Origin of the sequence: Pandoraea morbifera, from assembly GCF_902459575.1 — a bacterium.
GTDB classification, from domain to species: domain Bacteria; phylum Pseudomonadota; class Gammaproteobacteria; order Burkholderiales; family Burkholderiaceae; genus Pandoraea; species Pandoraea morbifera.
In genome coordinates this window covers 113,238-132,843 of sequence record NZ_CABPSD010000013.1, presented here as the reverse complement: position 1 = coordinate 132,843, position 19,606 = coordinate 113,238, and the positions used below count along the sequence as shown (strand labels likewise).

21 protein-coding genes and 1 pseudogene are annotated in these 19,606 nt (G+C 59.7%); 7 read left to right on the top strand and 15 right to left on the bottom strand.

The features are described 5' to 3' along the window. The 6 genes and pseudogenes from PMO31116_RS19400 to PMO31116_RS19375 form a co-directional block, all read right to left on the bottom strand. Window positions 1–86 (bottom strand): annotated as a pseudogene (locus tag PMO31116_RS19400) (electron transfer flavoprotein subunit beta/FixA family protein); the annotation flags it as partial. A gap of 75 nt (window positions 87–161) precedes the next feature. After that, complete coding sequence (locus tag PMO31116_RS19395) at window positions 162–1,391, bottom strand: MFS transporter (protein WP_150568112.1); 1,230 nt, start codon at window positions 1,389–1,391, stop codon at window positions 162–164. A 96-nt stretch (window positions 1,392–1,487) separates the two neighbouring features. After that, window positions 1,488–2,387 (bottom strand): amidohydrolase family protein, encoded by a 900-nt coding sequence (locus PMO31116_RS19390; protein WP_150568111.1) that lies wholly within the window; start codon window positions 2,385–2,387, stop codon window positions 1,488–1,490. Between the two features lie 110 nt (window positions 2,388–2,497). After that, window positions 2,498–3,910, bottom strand: a complete 1,413-nt coding sequence (locus tag PMO31116_RS19385; RefSeq protein ID WP_150568110.1) for an FAD-binding oxidoreductase — start codon at window positions 3,908–3,910, stop codon at window positions 2,498–2,500. 62 nt (window positions 3,911–3,972) lie between these two features. Continuing rightward, the gene (locus PMO31116_RS19380; protein WP_150568109.1) at window positions 3,973–4,704 is read right to left on the bottom strand and encodes a FadR/GntR family transcriptional regulator; all 732 of its coding nucleotides are present in this window, start codon (window positions 4,702–4,704) and stop codon (window positions 3,973–3,975) included. Window positions 4,705–4,870: 166 nt separating this feature from the next. Beyond that, window positions 4,871–5,170, bottom strand: coding sequence for an antibiotic biosynthesis monooxygenase family protein (locus PMO31116_RS19375; RefSeq protein ID WP_150568108.1), 300 nt, complete (start codon window positions 5,168–5,170; stop codon window positions 4,871–4,873). Window positions 5,171–5,589: 419 nt separating this feature from the next. On the opposite strand from PMO31116_RS19375, the gene PMO31116_RS19370 reads away from it, so the two are divergent. Beyond that, window positions 5,590–6,792 carry an ammonium transporter gene (locus tag PMO31116_RS19370; protein WP_150568107.1) on the top strand — a complete coding sequence of 401 codons (1,203 nt, stop codon included), beginning with the start codon at window positions 5,590–5,592 and terminating at the stop codon, window positions 6,790–6,792. Between the two features lie 524 nt (window positions 6,793–7,316). On the opposite strand, the gene PMO31116_RS19365 is transcribed toward PMO31116_RS19370, so the two are convergent. The 3 genes from PMO31116_RS19365 to PMO31116_RS19355 form a co-directional block, all read right to left on the bottom strand. Beyond that, window positions 7,317–7,910 (bottom strand): SLATT domain-containing protein, encoded by a 594-nt coding sequence (locus PMO31116_RS19365; RefSeq protein ID WP_150568106.1) that lies wholly within the window; start codon window positions 7,908–7,910, stop codon window positions 7,317–7,319. Beyond that, entirely contained in the window at window positions 7,888–8,772 is an 885-nt protein-coding gene (locus PMO31116_RS19360) for an SMODS domain-containing nucleotidyltransferase (RefSeq protein ID WP_150568105.1), read from the bottom strand. The genes PMO31116_RS19365 and PMO31116_RS19360 overlap by 23 nt, the downstream gene beginning before the upstream one ends. A 68-nt stretch (window positions 8,773–8,840) precedes the next feature. Next, window positions 8,841–9,032 carry a YqaE/Pmp3 family membrane protein gene (locus PMO31116_RS19355; protein WP_150568104.1) on the bottom strand — a complete coding sequence of 64 codons (192 nt, stop codon included), beginning with the start codon at window positions 9,030–9,032 and terminating at the stop codon, window positions 8,841–8,843. Window positions 9,033–9,181: 149 nt separating this feature from the next. Between PMO31116_RS19355 and PMO31116_RS19350 the strand changes: the two genes are divergently transcribed. Continuing rightward, the gene (locus PMO31116_RS19350) at window positions 9,182–9,916 is read left to right on the top strand and encodes a hypothetical protein (RefSeq protein WP_150568103.1); all 735 of its coding nucleotides are present in this window, start codon (window positions 9,182–9,184) and stop codon (window positions 9,914–9,916) included. Window positions 9,917–9,966: 50 nt separating this feature from the next. Here PMO31116_RS19350 and arsN2 read toward each other — a convergent pair whose 3' ends face one another. Together arsN2 and PMO31116_RS19340 are read right to left on the bottom strand one after the other, a co-directional pair. Then, window positions 9,967–10,419 (bottom strand): arsenic resistance N-acetyltransferase ArsN2, encoded by a 453-nt coding sequence (gene arsN2 / locus PMO31116_RS19345; RefSeq protein WP_150568102.1) that lies wholly within the window; start codon window positions 10,417–10,419, stop codon window positions 9,967–9,969. A gap of 6 nt (window positions 10,420–10,425) precedes the next feature. Further along, entirely contained in the window at window positions 10,426–11,727 is a 1,302-nt protein-coding gene (locus tag PMO31116_RS19340) for an MFS transporter (protein WP_150568101.1), read from the bottom strand. 229 nt (window positions 11,728–11,956) lie between these two features. Here PMO31116_RS19340 and arsH point away from each other — a divergent pair, with 229 nt between their 5' ends. Genes arsH through PMO31116_RS19325 form a run of 3 tightly spaced genes read left to right on the top strand, consistent with a single transcriptional unit; the run spans window position 11,957 to window position 13,441 of the window. After that, window positions 11,957–12,643, top strand: a complete 687-nt coding sequence (gene arsH / locus PMO31116_RS19335; protein WP_246185389.1) for an arsenical resistance protein ArsH — start codon at window positions 11,957–11,959, stop codon at window positions 12,641–12,643. Window positions 12,644–12,646: 3 nt separating this feature from the next. Beyond that, window positions 12,647–12,976 (top strand): ArsR/SmtB family transcription factor, encoded by a 330-nt coding sequence (locus tag PMO31116_RS19330; RefSeq protein ID WP_028730830.1) that lies wholly within the window; start codon window positions 12,647–12,649, stop codon window positions 12,974–12,976. Next, window positions 12,977–13,441 (top strand): ArsI/CadI family heavy metal resistance metalloenzyme, encoded by a 465-nt coding sequence (locus PMO31116_RS19325; RefSeq protein ID WP_150568099.1) that lies wholly within the window; start codon window positions 12,977–12,979, stop codon window positions 13,439–13,441. 79 nt (window positions 13,442–13,520) lie between these two features. On the opposite strand, the gene PMO31116_RS19320 is transcribed toward PMO31116_RS19325, so the two are convergent. Beyond that, the gene (locus PMO31116_RS19320; RefSeq protein WP_025249481.1) at window positions 13,521–13,862 is read right to left on the bottom strand and encodes an ArsR/SmtB family transcription factor; all 342 of its coding nucleotides are present in this window, start codon (window positions 13,860–13,862) and stop codon (window positions 13,521–13,523) included. 232 nt (window positions 13,863–14,094) lie between these two features. Between PMO31116_RS19320 and PMO31116_RS19315 the strand changes: the two genes are divergently transcribed. Together PMO31116_RS19315 and arsB are read left to right on the top strand one after the other, a co-directional pair. Next, the gene (locus PMO31116_RS19315) at window positions 14,095–14,610 is read left to right on the top strand and encodes an arsenate reductase ArsC (RefSeq protein WP_150568098.1); all 516 of its coding nucleotides are present in this window, start codon (window positions 14,095–14,097) and stop codon (window positions 14,608–14,610) included. Between the two features lie 2 nt (window positions 14,611–14,612). Then, window positions 14,613–15,686, top strand: coding sequence for an ACR3 family arsenite efflux transporter (arsB, locus tag PMO31116_RS19310; RefSeq protein WP_150568097.1), 1,074 nt, complete (start codon window positions 14,613–14,615; stop codon window positions 15,684–15,686). Window positions 15,687–15,720: 34 nt separating this feature from the next. On the opposite strand, the gene PMO31116_RS19305 is transcribed toward arsB, so the two are convergent. The 3 genes from PMO31116_RS19305 to PMO31116_RS19295 are packed head-to-tail and all read right to left on the bottom strand — an operon-like array spanning window position 15,721 to window position 19,440. Next, window positions 15,721–17,082 carry a sigma-54-dependent transcriptional regulator gene (locus PMO31116_RS19305; RefSeq protein ID WP_150568096.1) on the bottom strand — a complete coding sequence of 454 codons (1,362 nt, stop codon included), beginning with the start codon at window positions 17,080–17,082 and terminating at the stop codon, window positions 15,721–15,723. Continuing rightward, window positions 17,079–18,542 (bottom strand): sensor histidine kinase, encoded by a 1,464-nt coding sequence (locus PMO31116_RS19300; protein WP_150568095.1) that lies wholly within the window; start codon window positions 18,540–18,542, stop codon window positions 17,079–17,081. Before PMO31116_RS19300 ends, PMO31116_RS19305 begins: the two co-directional genes overlap by 4 nt. Window positions 18,543–18,549: 7 nt before the next feature. Next, a complete protein-coding gene (locus PMO31116_RS19295; RefSeq protein ID WP_150568094.1) occupies window positions 18,550–19,440 on the bottom strand; it encodes a substrate-binding domain-containing protein in 891 nt (296 codons plus the stop codon). Window positions 19,441–19,606: the final 166 nt, after the last annotated feature.

The window sequence follows — 19,606 nt, the reverse complement described above, 5'->3', positions numbered from 1 at the left end:
GCAATGTCGACGCCACTGCCGTCGCTCTTCACGCGAACCTTTACGTTGTAATCCACTACCCGTTTGACCGGTACCAGCACCTTCATGCGGAACTCCCTTGAATCAGAAAAACGGGGCGGCCGACGGCCTGCGCGGCGCGTGCCACCCGCGAATCTACGAACTTACTCGATTTCCCGCCCTTTCGTCTCGGGCAGCAGGAACGCGGTAATCAGCACGACGAGGTACGCGCCGCCCGCAAACATGCCGATGGCCGTGCCAAGACCGCTGGTCTTCGCGAGATAGCCCACCAGACTCGGGAACAGCGCGCCGATGCCGCGCCCGAAGTTATACGCGAAGCCCTGCCCGTTGGCACGCACTGCCGACGGGAACAATTCGGTCAGGTAAGCCCCCATGCCGCTGAAGATGCCCGATGCCGCGAACCCCAGCGGGAAACCGAGGATCAGCATCTGATCGTTGCTCAGTTGGATTTGCGTGTAGGCGTAGATGCTCACGCCCGAGAGCACGGCGAAGATCAGCAGGTTCGCGCGACGCCCCAGCCGGTCGGTCAGGTAAGCGCCCGTCAGATAGCCGATGAACGATCCGAGAATGATCACGAGCAGGTAACCGCCCGTGCCGATGACCGACAGATGGCGCTCCGTCTTCAGGAAGGTCGGCAACCACGTGGTCACCGCGTAATAGCCGCCCTGCACCCCCGTGCACAGCAATGCCGAGAGCGCCGTCGTCTTGATCAGCGCCGGCGAGAAGATCGCCAGTGCCGACGTGCGCGTGGCCGAGGCCGCTTCACGCTTGCGCGTGCGCTCGAACAGTTCCGGCTCGGGGACGTGCTTGCGAATGAAGAGCACGAACAGCGCGGGAATCACGCCAATCCAGAACAGCGCGCGCCAGGCATATGCCTCCGGCAGCACCGAGAACGACACCGTGTAACACAGCGCCGCCACCGCCCAGCCGATCGCCCAGCCGCTTTGCACCGTGCCCACGGCCCGGCCACGGTACTCGGTGCGCACGATCTCGCCCATGAGCACCGAGCCCACGGCCCACTCGCCGCCGAAGCCCAGCCCCTGCAGCGCTCGCAGCACGAAGATCTGTTCGAAACTCTGCGCGAACCCGATCAGGATCGTACAGATGGAAAACCACAGAATCGTCGCCTGCAGGATTCGCACACGGCCGAAGCGGTCGGCCAGCACGCCCGCAAGCCAGCCGCCGATCGCGGAAAACAGCAGCGTCACCGTGGCAAGCATGCCCGCCTGCGCTTTGTCGATGTTGAAAATCGTGATCAGTGTGGTGATCACGAAAGTGAACACCATGAAGTCGAGCGCATCGAGCGCCCAGCCGCCGAACGCGGCGATAAACGTGCGCCGCTCGGTCTTGTTCATCTGGCGATACCAGTTCATCTTGTCTCCCCTCGTTTCTCTGTGTTTTCGCATGAGCGCAATGCGCGCCCGATCGTGTTAGAAATGCCGGCGCGTGGCACGCGCCGGATGCTTGCCTTAAGCCGTTGCCGGGAACCCGTACAGACGCGCCGGGTTGTCCACCAGAATGCGACGCCGCACCTCGGGGTCCGGCGCCCACTGCGGCAACAGGTTGCGCAACGCGCCCGTGTTCGGCATGCGCGTGAGCGACACGTGCGGCCAGTCGCTGCCCCACACCATGCGATCCGGGGCGTCGTCGATCAGGGCCTGCGCGAACGGCGTCACATCCTCGAACGTCGGGAAGCGCTCGCTGATGCGATACGCGCCCGAGAGCTTCACCCAGTAGCCGTGGTCGCGCACGAGCGATCGCAGCGCCGAGAAACCCGGCGCGTCGAGCCCTTGCGCCACCGGCGTGTGCCCCATGTGGTCCACGATGCCCGGCACCGGCAGCCGGGTCATGCGCGGCATGAGCTCGGGCAACGCGTTGACGTCCATCAGGAACTGCATGTGCCAGCCGAGATCCTTGATGCGATGCGCGAGCGTCTCCATCGCAGTGAAGCCGATGCCACCGCCGAAGAGCACATTGATACGCAGACCGCGAACGCCGGCCGCATGCATCGCTTCGAGTTCCGCGTCGGTCACTTCCGGCGCGACGACGGCAATGCCGCGCAGGCGATCCGGATGGCGGCGCAGCGTCTCGAGCATGTAGCGATTGTCGGTGCCGTAGACGCTGATCTGCACCAGCACGCCGTACGTCATGCCCGTCGCATCGAGCATGGCGAGGTACTTGTCTTCCGGCGCCGGCGGCGGCGTGTAGCTGCGCTCGGGCACCATCGGATAAGCGTCGCTCTCGGCCACCACATGCGCGTGCGTGTCGACCGCGCCAAACGGCACCTCGAACGTGGGCGGATCGATCTCGGGCAGCGGGCCGAGGCACAGGGGGGCCCCGGCGGCGGGAGGGGCGGAACTGGCAGTCATGTCGACTCCTCAGGAGGCGCGGGGGCGACGATCGCAACGTCGGGCTCACGCGGGGGGATGGAACGAACCGGGTACCGCGTCGATGACGGCGCCCGGGAGTGAACGAATCTTTACAGCAGCTTGCCCGGATTCATGATGCCGGCCGGATCGAAAACCGCCTTGATCTCGCGCATGAGGCGCAACTCCAGCGGCGACTTGTACTTGGCGAAATAGTCGCGCTTGAGTTGTCCGATGCCATGCTCGGCACTGATGCTGCCGCCGTACCGGGCCACCTCGTCGAGCACTTCGGCGGTGATCGCCTCGCCGTGCCGGGCCATGAAGTCGGGCGCCTCGCCCGACGGGCGCGAGAGGTTGTAATGCAGATTGCCGTCGCCGAAGTGGCCGAAAATAAACGGACGCACCTGCGGGCAGACGCGGCGCACCCGTGTCAACGCACTCTCCATGAACGCCGGAATGGCTTCGATCGGCAGCGAGACGTCGTGCTTCAGGTGCGGGCCGTCGGCGCGCTGCGCCTCGGAAATCTCCTCGCGCAGCTTCCACATTTCCTCGACCTGACCGAGCGTGGACGACACCACGGCGTCGGCGCAAAGATCGCGCTCGAGGGCCGACTCGATCACGCGCTCGAGCAATGCGGCGAGCGCCGGCTCGTCGTCCGTGTCGGCCAACTCGACCAGCACGTAGCCGGGGTGTCGCTCGCCGAAGGGTGCGCGAACGCCGGGCACGTGCGCCATGACGAGATCGACGCACTCGCCGGTGAAGAATTCGAACGCCTGCATGCGCGGACCGCACGCGGCGAACAGCAGCTCGTACAGCGCCAGCGCCTGGGCCGGCGACGCCACGGCGGCGATCACCACCTGACGCACGGGCGTCGGCGCATATAGCCGCAACGCAGCGGCGGTGATGACCCCGAGCGTGCCTTCCGAGCCGATCAGCAACTGCTTCAGGTCATAACCGGTATTGTCCTTGCGCAGCGTGCGCAAGCCGTGAAGGATCTCGCCGTTCGGCAACACGGCCTCGACGCCGAGCACCAGTTCGCGCGTCATGCCATAACGCACGACGTTCACGCCGCCGGCATTGGTCGCGAGATTCCCGCCGAGCTGGCACGAGCCTTCGGCCGCCAGGCTGAGCGGGAGCAGTCGATTCGCGTCGCGCGCGGTGCGCTGCAGGTCCTCGAGAATGCAGCCGGCTTCGGCCACGAGCGTGTTGGCGATGGTGTCGAGACTGCGCACGGCGTTCATGCGATCCAGACTGAGCACCACGTTGCGTGCCGACGCGTCGGGCGTCGCACCGCCGCACAGGCCGGTATTGCCGCCGCGTGGCACCACGGGTGTGGCCGTGCTCTGGCACAGCGCCAGCACCTTCGACACGTCGTCCACCGTGCGCGGGCGCACGACCGCCTGGGCGTTGCCGCGATACAGGCCGCGCCAGTCGGCGAGCCACGGCGCGACGTCATCGGGCGAGGTGACGACGCTGTCGACACCGACCGCATCGATGAGACGTTGGGCAAAAGCGGAAATAGTCATGGGTTCACGCGTCGGGGTTACGGAATCGGGCTTGCGCCAGAGCGCACGGCTGCGCGCTAGGCTCAGGCCCGCGTGGGCGCGATCGCGCCGGTGATGACATCGCGTCCGGGCAGTGTCAGCCCGAGACGCGCCGAAGCTCGCAACAGATGCGAGAGCGACGCGGCCCGCGCCAGCAGCGGATCGCGCGCCTTGATGGCGTTGAACACCGCCACGTGCTCCTGATGCACCTGCGCGGCCAGTCCCTCGTGGCGCAGCGTGTTTTCGCGCGCCGTCTGCACGACCTGCCGGATTTGCAGATTCAGATACTGAAGCAGGTCGGCGTAGTACCGGTTGTGCGTGGCGCGAGCAATGGCCGCGTGAAACGCGGTGTCGTACTCCACCCCATTGTCGGCGTGATAAAGGTTCGTTTCGAGCTTTTCCAGAATGTCCGCCAGAAGCCGGATGTCCTCATCGGTATGACGCACGGCGGCAAGCGCGGCCGCAGTGCTCTCCAGATCCAGACGCAGCTCGTAGACGCTGGCGAGATCCGCGGCGTCCTGTCCAACCGGCACCTGAAAGCCGCTCGAAGGCGTGCGCGCCCTGACCGTCACCCCGGCCCCCTGACGGCTGTCGATGAGCCCCTGCGCACGCAGACGCTCCGTGACCTCACGAATCACCGCCTGACTTACCCCATATGTCTCGGACAGTTGCTTGCCGGTCGGCAGCCGGCTGCCAATGGGGTACACGCCCTGCCGAATCGCATCCTGCAACTGTTGAGCCACCTGTTCGGTCAGGGTTTTGGGCTTGGTAGTCATCCTCTCGCGTCGTCCTCAGCTTTTCTGGTTTGCATGTTATATGAAAACTTTTCTTGAATTTCATCACGTTTACCCTAGGTCACGCACGCATCCCCAGGGCATGAAAAAGCGGCAGCGGAGAATCGTCTCCGCTGCCGCGCTTGCCCGTCCTTGCGAGTCGTGCGGATCAGAAGCCGATCAGCGCCTCGGTGACGTGATACACGTTGGGCGGCGCAGCGAAGCAGTCGCTCACCAGCGCGCGCCACTGCGTGAAGGCTTCCGAGTTGCGGAAATCGACCGTGTGGTTCTCCAGCGTTTCCCACGTCACGACAAGGCTGTAATGCGTCGGCGCCTCGATGGACTTGAGCAGACGCATGCCGTGGCAGCCTTTCGCCCCCTTGAACAGCGGCGCGGCCTTCGTCACGCCCTGCTCGAATGCGGCTTCCGTGCCGGGTTTCACTTCGATCTGGGCAATTTCAAAGATCATGGGATTTCCTCAGTGGTTTGTGCGTGATGACGGTTGATGCGCGAAACGAGAACGCCCGATTCTATACCGCGCCTTGCGCTCACGCACCGCGCGCGATCACCACTCCCCCTTCATCCACATTGCACTGTCTCTGCAGCGTCATTTCGTCGGCGACGCGTCGGCCCGCCGGATACGTCGGATATGTCGGAAACGTCGGAAACGGCGGAAACGTCGGCCAACACCGCCGCCCCCTGCTGCCGGCCCGGCGATGCACGTCGATCGAACATGAGCGCGCTCAGCGGCACCATCGCCGTGCACTCTCGCATGCTCCTCGTCATATCACACAATAAAACACCTATATAAATCAACGCGTTGAAAAATCTGGCATCGCTCTTGCGTATCTCCTTTCTTCTCTCCGTCTGCACCAAAAGAGCACATTCATGCCCAATACCAATACACCCGGCGACGTGCTGTTCCTTCTGCTCGGCGCAATCCTGGTGCTTGCCATGCACGCCGGCTTTGCGTTCCTCGAGCTGGGCACCGTTCGCAAGAAAAACCAGGTCAACGCCCTCGTAAAGATCCTCACGGACTTCGCCGTCTCGGGCCTCGCGTACTTCTTCATCGGATATCCGCTCGCCTACGGCATCGATTTCTGGTCTGGCGCCGCGACCCTTGCGCAACACAACGGCTACGAGCTCGTTCGCTTCTTCTTCCTGCTCACCTTCGCCGCGGCGATTCCCGCCATCGTCTCTGGCGGCATTGCCGAACGCGCGAAGTTCCACCCGCAGTCGGTGGCGACGTTCTTCCTCGTGGGCGTGATCTATCCCTTCTTCGAGGGCATCGCCTGGAATGGGCACCTTGGCGTGCAGGACTGGCTCACGCACGCGTTCGGCGCGCCATTCCACGATTTCGCCGGTTCGGTCGTCGTGCACGCGGTCGGGGGTTGGATCGGACTGGCCGCCGTCGTGCATCTCGGCGCTCGGCATGGGCGCTACAACGGACAGGGGCAGGTCGCGGCGCACCCGCCGTCGTCGATTCCGTTCCTCGCCCTCGGGGCGTGGATTCTGATTGTCGGCTGGTTCGGATTCAACGTGATGAGCGCGCAGCGCGTGGGCGGCATTTCCGGTCTGGTCGCGGTGAACTCGCTCATGGCGATGGTCGGCGGCACGCTCGCGGCGATGTGGGTCGGCAAGGACGATCCCGGCTTCATTCACAACGGCCCGCTCGCCGGCCTCGTCGCCGTGTGCGCCGGGTCGGACGTCATGCATCCGTTGGGTGCGCTCGTCGTCGGCGCCATTGCCGGGGTGTTGTTCGTGAAGCTTTTCACCGTGACGCAGAACCGTCTTCACATCGACGACGTGCTGGGGGTGTGGCCGCTGCATGGTGTGTGCGGTGTCTGGGGCGGAATCGCCGCCGGACTGTTCGGGCAGACCTGGCTGGGCGGACTGGGCGGTGTGAGCTTCGTCGCGCAGGTCGTGGGCACGGTGATGGGCGTGGCGATTTCGTTCGCCGGCGGATATGTCGTCTACGGCGCGATCAAGCGCCTTGTGGGCCTGCGGCTCGACAATGAACAGGAATACTACGGCGCCGATCTGTCGATCCACAAGATCACGGCCACACCCGAGCGGGAAACGAACTGGTAGGACCCGGCCGTGAAAGCGAACAATTGAAGTTGTCCGGAAACAATTGAAGTTGTCCAGCGCGGTTGGGGCGACCTGGCGCAGGCCTGCGTGCCACATTCGCTCCAGATTCATCGAGAACCTGTCGCAAACAACTTTCGAGTTTGGCTGGAACGCCGCGCAAAATGGCCAGTAGTGGGCGCTGCGGTCTGGCTGCCTTCGCTAGAGGCAAAAATCTGCCCCTTAAGGGCGATTTTCCTGCTTAAGAGGCAGATTCATGCCGATTTTGGCATTGGGTTGGCGCTTATCCTGAGTAGCGGCTCCGTCTCAGACGCAAAAAGGTCACCTTGTGTGATGACGACCTTGTGCACAGCTGCGCCAAAATAGGGCCAACTTACGAAAGTCTTGACAGTCCTCAGTTGTTCGTCAGCATTTTTCACGGTTGCGCGAAGTCTCGATACGTAATCACGAACCGTTCGCCGCAGCATACGCTCTGTGTTCCATCGCATCCAGAGTGGGAGGCGGCCGAGAGAACGTACCGATTGCCGTTACGGCTGGCCACGCTTCGTACGCAACTCCTTCGGCAGCATTCGGTTTAGCTCATCGTCGGTGAAGAATAGCTCCTCGGCTTGCTTGAGCGCCTTTTGTGCATCCGTGTAGGCTTTGCTGTCTGTACGTGGAGCGGCCTTATAAATGTCTTCGAGAGTTGCGTTCAGGCGGTCGCGTGCAACGCGAATTTCATCGACGGCACGACCGTCGCTCATATCGACCAAAAGTGACAGGAGTGCTTCACGGACACCCCAAAGCTTGGACGCGACAATAGTATGCTTCTGCGCCTGCTCGCCCAGGCTGGCCTCCTTGAAGTACAGCGTGAAAGCCAACAGGATGGTCGATAGCACCGCACCGATAAGTGTGTACGGATGGGTATCCCCAAAAACCGCAAGCAACAAGCTGCTCGTCGTCACTGCCGACAGAAAGATTTCCGCATTCTTGATGAGCTTGTAACGAGAGATATATCGGTCGGCCATTTTCTCGTGGGTCTTGTGGGTGTACGCGGCGCGTGCGTACATCTCCCTCAACTGCCCTTCGAGTGAGACTGCCGGCTGAACATATGACTCTTCAGGCTGGGAATGCTGTTCCATAGATTGCTCGATATTTTTGCTTTGCCGACCAGTTTTCGCCCTTCAGTTGATGGGCTATGGCTTCGATGGCCCTCAGTTCAGCAGAGCGAGCTTTGAACTGAAACACGTCGCCTCGGTAGACATATGAACCGCTGCCGGGCGCTAGCCAATATGTCTTCTGCGTATCCAGATTCGCCAAGTAGTTGAAGAAATCGCGGGTCAGAAAATCGTAGTAAAGATATGACTTGTCGCGATGTGACCAGGTAGCAATAAACTGATAGGCCAACGTGTCGATTAGCATTCCGCTCATCGACACGCTATTTGTGTCGCGCCATGCTCGCACCATTCGGCTCAGCTCGACCAGGTTGCCGTTACAAGCCGTATTCCGAGTAGAGAATGCGTCCATCTCGTGTTTCGGCTTGCAGACACGCCATGCCCCACCTCCGTTTGAGTCTGCAAATGTGTAGCTCCCGTCGGTATTCACAAACGCAGGTAAAACCTCAAATCGCAAACCATCGTCAAATTTGATGACCACAACCTGGCCGTCGCCGGCCATGTCCGAGACTTTATAGGTATTCCGAATTGAGCTTTTGACAAGCGCAAGCAATGCAGACTGACCATTCCCAGCGTGCCCATGAAAGCGCTGGTAAAGCGCATAGGGGAGTTCGTAGAGCAGGTCGACATCGCTAACACTCGGGATAGCCGTACTGCGCCCGTACGAGCCGACGTAAAACCGATAGGCTGATTTCGAGTCCAGCTTGTCCCGAAGGTCGTAGTTCAACTGACCAACAATGCGCCCGGTCCGGTAACTAATCGAACTCCGCTTTTCCGCATTGATGCGCAGCGCACCGCAAAACTGTGAAAACCACTCTCCTTCACCCATTCTCCCCGTCCTCTCTCGATTTTTATTCAACTTTGGAGAAAGCCGCGTTCACCACAACCTCAATAAGCTTAACGCTGACCAAGCGCTCGTTCGATTTTCTTGTCCGTCTTGTACTGGCTAAGCGCATATACGGACCAGATAGCTGCTGGAACCCAACCGATGATGGTCAACTGAAGCAGCAAGCAGACGATTCCCGCGAAGGGTCGACCAATGGTGAAAAACTGAAGCCATGGCAATATGATAGCGAGAAAGAGACGCATATAAATCCTAAATGAATTTTACGAAGCTGCTGGATACATCGACACCGGGATGCAATCACGAAATTCTTTGTGTGCTCTCGGTAAATTGTAAATTATCAATCAGCTAGCTTCCGGGTAGCATTTTGTTTCCGGCCTCAATGGGACCGAACATGAGCGAATTGTCCGAACTTGCGAATGAATTCCGCGACCACGCCTTGCGCTTCAACGAGCGGGTGGCTCGCTTAGAACGCGGTCGCTTCTTTAGCAGTCAATCCGCAATGTTCAGTTTGGCTCGAGCGAAGGCTCAGATTCTGGCCATCAACAGGTCGGTCGACGTTGATGGCCGAACTGTCCTGGAACTGGAAATCCGGGCGACGACCAACGAGTTGGGGCTCCATTACTTCGAAAGAGAGAACGTGGAAGCATTCGTGCTCGTCTATCGGATGCTGACCCAGAACAACGATGGACTAAGTATCTCGCGGCTTGCTAAGAGGTACGAGCATGCTCACCCTGCACTCCAAAGTCTCATCGAACAAATCAGAGCAGAGTACCTATTGTTCCTGGATGCAGCGTCCCCCTTTTCCCCCGGGGGACATGCCGTATGCCACCGAGAGATATTGGAGACAGTGATTTATGGGGAGCTTGCTCACACGAACAAGGAGAACGCCGGCAAGTTCGCGCAATGGACTCGGTATCCGTCACACGCGAACAGTCTCTGGTTAGTCTTCGACGGTGCGCTGCGGACCGCGATGGAATTTCTACGCTGTTATCGTGATATAAACGCCCTGTCCCTACTGACCCATTTCGGCATCCCCGTCGAAGATGAGACCGTATTTCGGCGATTGCAGGCTCACGGCTTGTTCGCCCACGACGCTCAGTTTGACCCCAGCGCGTCGACTTCATAGTGCGCCTATCTCTACCCAAGAATTCGGAGTACGTAGATAAGCACCTACAGCTAGCTATTTGCTCTGACCATGCAAATGGCCGACGCGGGACAGATGCTCGTGAACTGCGAGCTTCGCTGAAGCACCTCTGGTGCACCGCCTCGGTCCACGACGTCATATCCTCGCCGGGCGAAGAACTTGCTCGCAGTGGTCGTTAGCAAGTAAAGCGCATCGACGGCCTGCTCTCGAGCTTTTGCTTCCGCTGCGGCGACGAGTGCCTGTCCAATCTTCACCCCCCTAACCTCTTCTGCCACGGCGAGGGAGCGTAGCAGGCCGACTGTGCCGGAAAGCTCCAAGCCGACACTTCCAACGATGCACCCATCGGTCGCTACGGCGACGAGAAATCCAATACCCGCTGACTCAGTAACGTCTTCCCACGGCAGTTCGCACTTGGCCAGCAGCGCTCTAATCTGCGGGATTTCGTCTACGCGCGCCGGGCGAATCATGATGCTGCTGTCGTTCATCGCGAGCTACTCCGCTGAAACTGCTGACGGTGAGTGTGCGTGCTTTGGGGCATGCGCGCCACGAGCAAAATAAACGGCAAAAGCAAACGCTACTGCTGACATCAGCGAAACGGCCAGTACCACCCATTCGACTGGCAAGTACCGCTGCTGAACACTCCATATCGCCGCGGCCGAAATGGGTGCGATACCTTTCGCGATATTCGATGGCATCGACAGTAAGCCACTGATGCCTCCGTATCCCTCCGTCCACATCAAATCCTGCACGATGGTCCCGCGCAGGATTGTCATCATGCCATTCGCGCCACCGTAAAGCAGCGCGAACAGCGCGAGCGCATACGGTGAAGAGCCAGCAAGCAAGAGGACAACAACGGACACCGGGAACACCGTCGTCACAATCAACCCGATGATGGACGGCTTCACGTTTCGCCCGGTGGCAAACCAAGCCGCGCGGGCGATGACTTGTGCGGGGCCGATGATTGCCATTGTCGTCAGAATTACCGCATGAGAGACGTGGCGCTCGACCATGAGGGGAACGAGGTGAAACGTCAGCGCGGCAAAGGTGGCGTAGTAGGCCGTAAAGCAGGCCGCGAGCGCCCAGAAAACCGGACTCTTCAGTGCGCGCTTGGTCGATGCCTTGTTCGCCTCGCGGACAAGCGCCCGCTGGTTGCTCGTTGACGCGCCGCTCGAGTGGGAGCGGATGGCGAAGATGTGAATTGGCAATGCAATCGCAAGGTTGAGCGACGCCAGCGCGATAAGCGCGCCACGCCAGCCAAACCAGTCCACAAACCCTTGGGTCAGCGGGATGAATACGGTGCTCGCAAAGCCGGCAACCAGGGTGATGAGCGTAATTTTCGCGCGAAACGTTCTGGGGTAGTCGCGCGTCACGATGGCGAACACCGGGTCGTAGAGGGTTGCGGCCATTGATATGCCCAAGCCTCCCCACACCACGAAGAGCGTGGCCAATGAGTGCGCTTGCGACCAGAGCAGCAGCATCGCACTCGATAGAACAGACCCCAACACCATGATGCGACGGCCGTGCCCGTGGTCAATCCACGTGCCAAGCGGAAACGCCGCGAGGCCGGATACGAGCAAGCCAAAGGAAAGTGCCGCATTCGTGTCCGTGCGAGTCCAGCCCATGGCTTGTTCCATCGGCACCACGAACAGCGAAAAGCCGTAATACACAGAGCCCCACGACACCAACTGGGCCAAGGCGAGTGCCCAAGTCGCCGCCAAGCCGTTCTCCTCGTTTGTCGTGGAGGGGCTTGAGGCCGGCTGAGTCAGCTGCGAACTTGATTCGTTGCGTTCCATACAGTGTTGCCCCAAGGCTTCCCATGTATTGCTTGGTCTAGAGCAGCGTCTTTCGGCGCCGGCGGAGTGCGTTTGACGATTCTACTTGCAATTCTTTGATATTTCCATAAACTTGGAAACATAGAATGTTCAACGGACCGATTCAATGACCACGCCTAACCTGAACGCAACAACTCTTCCGGCCGCAAAGACTGAATATCTCGACACGTCCATCGCGGCACGCCTTGGTATGCCGGGCGCCGAACCCGTGCGAATTCTGCTTTTGTACGGCTCACTGCGTCAGCGCTCCTACTCCCGGCTGCTCGTAGAAGAAGCAGCTCGTTTGCTCGAGATGTTCGGTGCTGAGACGCGCATTTTCGACCCGCGTGGCTTGCCGTATCCGGATGAACCGGGTGTTGAAGACCACCCGAAGGTGAAGGAGCTGCGTGAGCTGTCCATCTGGTCCGAAGGCCAGGTTTGGTGCAGCCCGGAGCGTCACGGAACGGTATCTGGCGTCCTCAAGACGCAAATTGACCAGTTGCCGTTGTCGATGGGCGGGATTCGACCGACTCAAGGACGCACGCTCGCGGTGATGCAGGTCAGTGGCGGCTCGCAGTCGTTCAATACTGTGAATCAACTTCGACAGTTGGGGCGTTGGATGCGCATGTTCACCATCCCCAATCAATCCTCGGTTGCGAAGGCCTATGACGAGTTCGATGAGACCGGCCGTATGAAGCCGTCGCCGTACTACGACCGTGTGGTGGATGTGATGGAAGAGCTGGTGAAATTCACGCTGCTGCTGCGTGGACGCGCCGACTACCTTGTCGACCGATATAGCGAGCGTGCTGAAGAGGGACGTGTCCTCGACGTGAACACGGACCTGGCATCGCTCGCGATGGGATTGAACGTGGTGCTGCAACATGAAGAGGTCGAGTAAGCCGTGGCCAATATCGACTCGAAGCGCGCCGTTACCGCACTCGCCGCACTTGCGCAGGATTCGAGGCTAGCGGCATTCCGATTGCTCGTGACAGCTGGGTCGCCTGGCATGAACGCCGGCGCGATTGCCGACACGCTGAATATGCCGGCCCCGAGTCTGTCGTTTCACCTGAAAGAGCTGACCCATGCCGGGCTTATCGAGGGCCATTCACAGGGGAGGAATGTCATCTACCGGGCGAACTACGAAAACATGCAGGCTCTCATCGACTTTTTGCTCGAAAACTGTTGCGCCGCCGAAAAGTGTGGCAGCGCTTCCAACGTAGTGGAGACTTAAATGAAGCGATTTCACGTACATGTTGTCGTGCCTAGCCTCGACGAAAGCGTACGCTTTTACAGTGGCCTGTTCGGTGCGGAACCGACGGTGCTCAAGGGCGACTATGCCAAGTGGATGCTGGAAGACCCTCGCGTCAATTTCGCGATTTCGGCCCGCGGCGGGGAGACTGGGGTGAATCACCTGGGCTTCCAAGTCGATACCGAAGACGAACTCGCCTCGCTGCGTGAGCAGGCGTTCGCCGCGAGTGTGGACATCGTCGACCAGGCCGGCGCTCAGTGCTGCTACGCCTCGTCGAACAAGTATTGGGCGAAGGACCCGGCTGGGGTGCCTTGGGAAACCTATCACACGTTGGGGACCATCCCTGTCTACGGCAGGAACAGTCAAACGGCCGAAAAGGGAGAGGCATGCTGCATGCCGTTGACCAATAAGCCCACCACGGATAGCGTGAAGTCCAGTTGCTGCTAAGTGCCATGTAAACGCGAAATGGCCGCCCAATCAGGCGGCCATTTTGTTTGTGTCGTGCCCAAAGAAGCAGGCAGCGGAGTCAGGCAGCGACTGTCTTCGGTTTGCACTTGACCGCTTTCTTGGGCGCGCACACCTCGGCACCCTGACAGCAATTCTCCGTCAGGAAGCCGATGAGACTGTTCATGTGGTCGATTGCCGGTGCGTAATAGATGAATCGTCCCTCCTGGCGCGCCGTGACAAGGCCGGAGTGAGTCAATTCCTTCAAGTGGAAGGACAACGTAGCGCTCGCGAGACCGAGAGCTTCCTGAATCACGCCAACGCTGAGGCCGTCCGGCGCGGCTGTGACGAGCAGGCGAAAAACCGCGAGGCGGGTAGGCTGCGCCAAGGCGGCAAGAGCTTTGACTGCGTCGTTTTCCTTCATGGTGCTTGGTCGCAATGGTTAAGCGACTATTCTAAGCCTATCGAGATGGCTGTGGCGCGTGAGCAGCAATTCCTCACTTGCGAGGGGTGTATCCCCCGGTCCCACCTCGGGGACCAGGTGTTCAGCCAGCCCCGTACCCTGCCGTCCGAAAGGCGCTTGTCGGGCATCAACATTTCGATTATATTGGAGATGTCGATTTAATTCGACCATGCCCAACAAGCGGAGAATTTTCGTGACCGAACAACGCAAATACAACGTCCTCTTCCTGTGCACGCACAACTCAGCGCGCTCGATTCTCGCAGAGGCCGCGTTGAACGCGCTGGCCGGTGACAGATTTGTCGCCTACAGTGCGGGGAGCCATCCTGGGACGGCGCCGAATCCGCACGGTATCGAGTTGCTGCGCTCGCAGGACATCTCCGTTGAAGGGCTTCGCAGCAAGAGCTGGGATGAGTTTGCCGTAGACGGCGCACCGCGCATCGACTTCATTTTCACGGTTTGCGATGACGCGGCTGGTGAAGTCTGCCCGATTTGGCCCGGTCATCCGGCCAAGGCCCACTGGGGCGTGCCCGACCCGTCGCAGGTCGAGGGTACCGAAGAGGAAAAGCGCCGGGCTTTCCTGAAGACCTTCGTGCAACTCAAGAAGCGCATCGAACTGTTCACCAACCTGCCGCTCGATAAGCTCGACCGTATGGCGGTTCAGAAGGAAATGCAGAACATCGGCACGTCGCTGCGCGAGAAAGGGGAGTAAAGATGTCGGACAGTCAAACCGTCGATACGCCGTCGGAGAAGCCTGCCGGGGGTATCGGGTTCTTTGAGCGGTACCTATCGGTGTGGGTCGCCTTGTGCATCGTTGCAGGTATCGGGCTCGGCAAACTGATGCCAGGTGCCGTGCAGTCGATTTCCGCACTTGAGGTCGCACACGTCAACCTGCCCGTGGGCATCCTCATCTGGGTGATGATTATCCCGATGCTCCTGCGAATCGACTTTGCTTCGTTGGGCAAGGTTCGCAGCCAGGTCAAGGGCATTGGCGTCACGCTTGTCATCAACTGGGCGGTGAAACCGTTCACGATGGCATTCCTCGCCTGGGTGTTCGTGCGGCACGTGTTCGCGTCGATGTTGCCTGCTGACCAGTTGGACAGCTATGTTGCTGGCCTGATTCTTCTGGCTGCGGCACCGTGTACCGCCATGGTGTTCGTTTGGAGCCAACTGACGAAGGGTGACCCGTATTTCACGCTCTCGCAGGTAGCGCTCAATGACGTGATTATGGTTTTCGCGTTCGCCCCGGTTGTTGGCTTGCTGCTGGGCATCTCGAACATTACGGTTCCCTGGGACACGCTCCTGACGTCGGTGGTGCTTTACATCATCATCCCGGTCATCATTGCGCAGCTCCTTCGCAAGGTGCTGCTGGCAAATGGAGAGGCTAGTTTTCAGCGCGCACTCGCGAAGATTGGTCCGTTTTCCATCGCTGCGCTGTTGCTTACGCTGGTGCTGCTGTTTGCCTTCCAAGGTGAGCAAATCATCGAGCAGCCAGGCGTTATCGTGCTTCTCGCGGTGCCCATCCTGATTCAGGTCGTCATCAACGCGACGCTCGCATATCTTGCCAACCGCAAACTTGGCGTATCTCATGACGTCGCCGCGCCGTCCTGCCTGATTGCAGCTTCGAATTTCTTCGAACTGGCCGTCGCGACCGCAATTAGCCTGTTTGGCCTTAAGTCCGGAGCGGCTTTGGCTACCGTTGTTGGTGTTCTGATTGAGGTGCCCCTCATGCTCGCCGTCGTGAAGGTGGTGAACTCCTCCCGGCGGTGGTACCAACGTCAGTCGTAACGTCACCCGACAGGCCGCGAATTCGCGGCCTGTTTCATTTTGATACGGCGTCGTGGGATACGTGGCCAGCAATCTTGTAACGCCGCATCCGTTCCCACAGGCTCTTTCTCGAAATTCCAAGCGCGGACGCGGTTTCGCTGATTCGCCCACCGTGCGTCAGCAAAGCTCCGCGGATATAAAGCGTCTCGCAGCGCTGAAGGTACTGCGACAACGGGGGTTCTTCGGCGTCATCAGCCGAGCCTTCATCACCTGACCCTGTCTCGGGAAAAATGTCGACGGCCCGCAGCACGGGTGAACTCGACAACAGGCAGGCGCGTTCAAGCCGGTTTCGAAGTTCCCTGACGTTTCCTGGCCATTCGGCTGTCACCAACGCAGCCTCGGCGGCCGGATGCAATTCCTTGAGGGCTTCACCGTTTGCTGCCGCGTGGGCCGCAAGGAAACGACGCGCAATCCAAAGAATGTCCTCTGTCCGTTCGCGCAGCGGCGGCACCCTGAGTGTCACGACATTGAGTCGATAGAAGATGTCCTCACGGAACAGCTTCTTCTCCACAAGTTCGTGAATGTCAACGTGCGTTGCGCACACCAGACGGAAGTTACACTCCACGATGTGCTCGCCACCAACGCGCCGGACATGCTTCTCCTGCAGCACGCGAAGCAACTTGACCTGCATGCTCAATGGCAGGTCGCCAATTTCATCGAGGAAGAGCGTTCCGCCATTTGCCTGCTCGAACAGGCCTCGCTTCTGGCGGTCGGCGCCGGTGAACGCCCCCTTTTCGTAGCCGAAGAACTCCGACTCCATCAATGTTTCCGGGATTGCGCCGCAATTCACCGCAACGAATGGCTCTGAATGTCCCTCGCTAGCCACGTCGTGAATGTATCGGGCAAGAACCTCCTTGCCAGCGCCGGACTCGCCATTGATGAGAATGGAGGATGCCCGTTTGGCTACCCGTGGCACGATTTCCGCAAGCTTCTGCATCGTTGCTGCGACGCCGAGTGGCCCACAATCAAGCTCCGCATGTTCGGGAATCGTCGTGGCAACTAGGTTCCGAATCTTCTCGACCAGATTGCCGATGTCAAAGGGTTTGGTGATGTAGTCCGAGACTCCGGCTTTGAGCATCGCGACTGCACGGTCGACGGAGGCGTACGCCGTCACCAGCACGAACGGTGGAACGCTATGCATTGATGTGACCAGACGCGAGTACAAGTCGTCGCCTGACACGTCAGGCAATCGGACGTCACTAATAACCACGGCGTAGTGCGCGTTAGGGATGGCCGCCAATGCCGCGGCGCCCATCGTGTGCCAGTCAACGGCGAACCCTTCTAGCTGGAAGCGCTCCACCATCGACTCACCCATAATCGGGTCGTCCTCAACGAGGCATATCTTCGGGGCGTTCATGAGGGTTCTCCATTGCGCAACGGCAATATGACTTCAAATGACGTGTCGGACTCATCACTCAATACCGCTATCGTTCCACCGAGCTGCGTGACTATCTGGTAGCTAACCCAAAGCCCAATACCGTACGAGCGCACGCCTTTTGGGCTTTGGCTTGGCCAGTACGGCTCAAACAAGCTCGTCACCATTTCCTCGGGAATCTGCTCGCCGGTGTTGGCTATCTCGATACGCAACGTCGACGCCTTCACGGCCGCGCGGCAGGAGACCCGTCCGTTCACAGGGACAGCCTTCATCGCATTCAGGAGCAGGTTCAGAACTAGCTGGCGAACCAGGTGGGACGGTACGTTGACGCTCTCAGTTGGAACGTGCCACTGAAGTGCTACGCGCTTAGTGAGGACCTGAGGTTGCACGAGCAGCCTTAGGTCGTCCCAATCCGACGGTGCGGTCGTCGGTGAGTCGAGACGAGCCTCGAACAACAGGGCTCCGACCGTTGCGCGAATCTGAGCCAGACCACGCTCCAGCAACGCCAGCGTGCGCTGCGTCAGTCCGTCTGGCTGCCCGTGCTTCCCGAGGGTGTCGACCGCGTTAATCAGCCCGCCGAGTGGGTTATTGATTTCATGGGCGATACCTGCGGCAACGCGTCCCACCGCAGCCAATCGCTCGGAGACAACCATTTCGCGCTCAAGCTGGCGCTTCTCGGCTAGCTCATCGAGCATGTCTCTAAAGCTGGCGGAGAGCCGGCCAATCTCATCACGACCGTGTGCTACAACTTCGTCTTTGAGCACCTCGGGTTCGGTCGTGTGAACCCGGCCAAGCGCATTGGAGAGTCGATGGAGCGGCCGGGCGATACGTGCGCCCCAAAGCCAACTCAACGGAATCAGTAGCAGAAATCCTGCTGCGTTAAGCACCGCAATTCGAATAAACAGTGTGCCGAGACTGCCTCGAAGCGTTCCCGTGTCGTAAGTGGCGACAACGAAGCCAAGCGGCGTGTTGTCTTCTGCCAGCACAGCTCGGGCGCCAACAATAGGGTCGTGACTGAAGATGCCTGGGTATTGGAAGTAGAAGTCGAGCGGACTGGCGCGTAGTGCGGCAATGGCCGACGAGATGGCGTGCCCCATGTCGTCGGACTTCGTTAGCGTCACATACTGTCGCGGCTCACTCGCGGCATAGACCTTACCGTTTGCATCGAAGACGACAACCGCCGTCAGTGGGTCGTCGGGTTGCTTCGCGGCGACCGGCGTGCGCACAAACTCATAGACGCGGAAAAGGTCGTCCCTGACCAGTGATTCACGAACTGCGATGGCAGTGGCATTGGTGAGACTTCTGGCGCCATCCACAACGTTGTGCCGAGCATCCGCAAGAGCCAACCCAAGGAGCACCGCCGTGACAGCACACTCGGTCAGGAAGATTGCCGCAGCGAGTGCGAGCGGAATCTTGTAGCGATAACTGACGTTCTCTAGCATCGCAGGCTCACGTCGGCATCGTGTCGGAAATCCGCACGAGGCTTCGAATGCCGTCAAACAACCGGTCGTCGCCAATGACGAAGCGGTCCAGGTTCAGGTGCTCAAGAAGCTCTCGCCCATCGGCGCTCTCCGGCATCGCGAGCAATGCCAACTGGATGCGAGCGAAGGTTTCCATCGACAGCCCCTTACGCGCCACCAGTGGAGGAAAGCCGTAGGCCGGCGATTTCCATGCGACGCGAACCCCCGACACCGAATCCGGCAACTGTTTGGCCATTGTGTCGAAGACGTACCCATCGATTTCGCCAGCTGATGCGAGTCCTGTTGATACGGCTTCAGCGACTTTCCGATGCGCGAACGTGAAGAACGTGCGACTAAAAAAGCTCCGTGGGTCGAGACTGTTTCGAATCAACTCGGTGCGCGGGACCAGATACCCCGAGTTCGATTGCGGGTCGCTGTAAGCAAACACCTTCCCTCGCAGCTCAGTGATGCTCGATATGTCTTGCTGGGATTTGGGAACGATGAGGTACGACTGGTAGAGCGGGCGCCCCTTGTACTGCGGTATTGCGAGCAGCTTCATGCGGTCAGTGTGAGTGACATATGGGTATCCACATACCCACGCCACATCGAGTTGGTCGGCCAGGAGCATTTCGGTGATTTCACCGTAACTGCCTCGTTGAACAAACTGGACCTCTTGCTCGAGATGAGACTCCAGATGCGCGCGCCACTTCGAGAGAAGCCGCACTTGATTGTCGAGGAAGACAGCTGTCGTTCCAAACAATACTTTTTGCTGCGGAGCAGCAAGCGCAGAGCGAACAGCTCCGCACGCGGCGAGGCCGACGCCAGCCCCAACAGCGTGAATCAACGTCCGTCGGGTGTTACTGAACGGTAACCCGGACATTGCTTTGTCCCCTCTTCCCGTTACCTCCTGGAAACATATAACGATGTTTCTGGGGGCATCGAATTATTGGACCCCATGCCGCATCGGCTTCGGTCTCGTGTGGCATGGAGTTTGCCTTTCTCCTCTCGATAGTACTGGTTGCCCGAAGGGGTATCAAGGAGGAGGC

Excerpts from the sequence above, each read along its gene's own strand:
- PMO31116_RS19395 (WP_150568112.1), bottom strand. The coding sequence starts at position 1,391 with ATGAACTGGTATCGCCAGATGAACAAGACCGAGCGGCGCACGTTTATC.
- PMO31116_RS19390 (WP_150568111.1), bottom strand. The coding sequence starts at position 2,387 with ATGACTGCCAGTTCCGCCCCTCCCGCCGCCGGGGCCCCCCTGTGCCTC.
- PMO31116_RS19385 (WP_150568110.1), bottom strand. The coding sequence starts at position 3,910 with ATGACTATTTCCGCTTTTGCCCAACGTCTCATCGATGCGGTCGGTGTC.
- PMO31116_RS19380 (WP_150568109.1), bottom strand. The coding sequence starts at position 4,704 with ATGACTACCAAGCCCAAAACCCTGACCGAACAGGTGGCTCAACAGTTG.
- PMO31116_RS19375 (WP_150568108.1), bottom strand. The coding sequence starts at position 5,170 with ATGATCTTTGAAATTGCCCAGATCGAAGTGAAACCCGGCACGGAAGCC.
- PMO31116_RS19370 (WP_150568107.1), top strand. The coding sequence starts at position 5,590 with ATGCCCAATACCAATACACCCGGCGACGTGCTGTTCCTTCTGCTCGGC.
- PMO31116_RS19365 (WP_150568106.1), bottom strand. The coding sequence starts at position 7,910 with ATGGAACAGCATTCCCAGCCTGAAGAGTCATATGTTCAGCCGGCAGTC.
- PMO31116_RS19360 (WP_150568105.1), bottom strand. The coding sequence starts at position 8,772 with ATGGGTGAAGGAGAGTGGTTTTCACAGTTTTGCGGTGCGCTGCGCATC.
- PMO31116_RS19355 (WP_150568104.1), bottom strand. The coding sequence starts at position 9,032 with ATGCGTCTCTTTCTCGCTATCATATTGCCATGGCTTCAGTTTTTCACC.
- PMO31116_RS19350 (WP_150568103.1), top strand. The coding sequence starts at position 9,182 with ATGAGCGAATTGTCCGAACTTGCGAATGAATTCCGCGACCACGCCTTG.
- arsN2 (WP_150568102.1), bottom strand. The coding sequence starts at position 10,419 with ATGAACGACAGCAGCATCATGATTCGCCCGGCGCGCGTAGACGAAATC.
- PMO31116_RS19340 (WP_150568101.1), bottom strand. The coding sequence starts at position 11,727 with ATGGAACGCAACGAATCAAGTTCGCAGCTGACTCAGCCGGCCTCAAGC.
- arsH (WP_246185389.1), top strand. The coding sequence starts at position 11,957 with ATGCCGGGCGCCGAACCCGTGCGAATTCTGCTTTTGTACGGCTCACTG.
- PMO31116_RS19325 (WP_150568099.1), top strand. The coding sequence starts at position 12,977 with ATGAAGCGATTTCACGTACATGTTGTCGTGCCTAGCCTCGACGAAAGC.
- PMO31116_RS19320 (WP_025249481.1), bottom strand. The coding sequence starts at position 13,862 with ATGAAGGAAAACGACGCAGTCAAAGCTCTTGCCGCCTTGGCGCAGCCT.
- arsB (WP_150568097.1), top strand. The coding sequence starts at position 14,613 with ATGTCGGACAGTCAAACCGTCGATACGCCGTCGGAGAAGCCTGCCGGG.
- PMO31116_RS19305 (WP_150568096.1), bottom strand. The coding sequence starts at position 17,082 with ATGAACGCCCCGAAGATATGCCTCGTTGAGGACGACCCGATTATGGGT.
- PMO31116_RS19300 (WP_150568095.1), bottom strand. The coding sequence starts at position 18,542 with ATGCTAGAGAACGTCAGTTATCGCTACAAGATTCCGCTCGCACTCGCT.
- PMO31116_RS19295 (WP_150568094.1), bottom strand. The coding sequence starts at position 19,440 with ATGTCCGGGTTACCGTTCAGTAACACCCGACGGACGTTGATTCACGCT.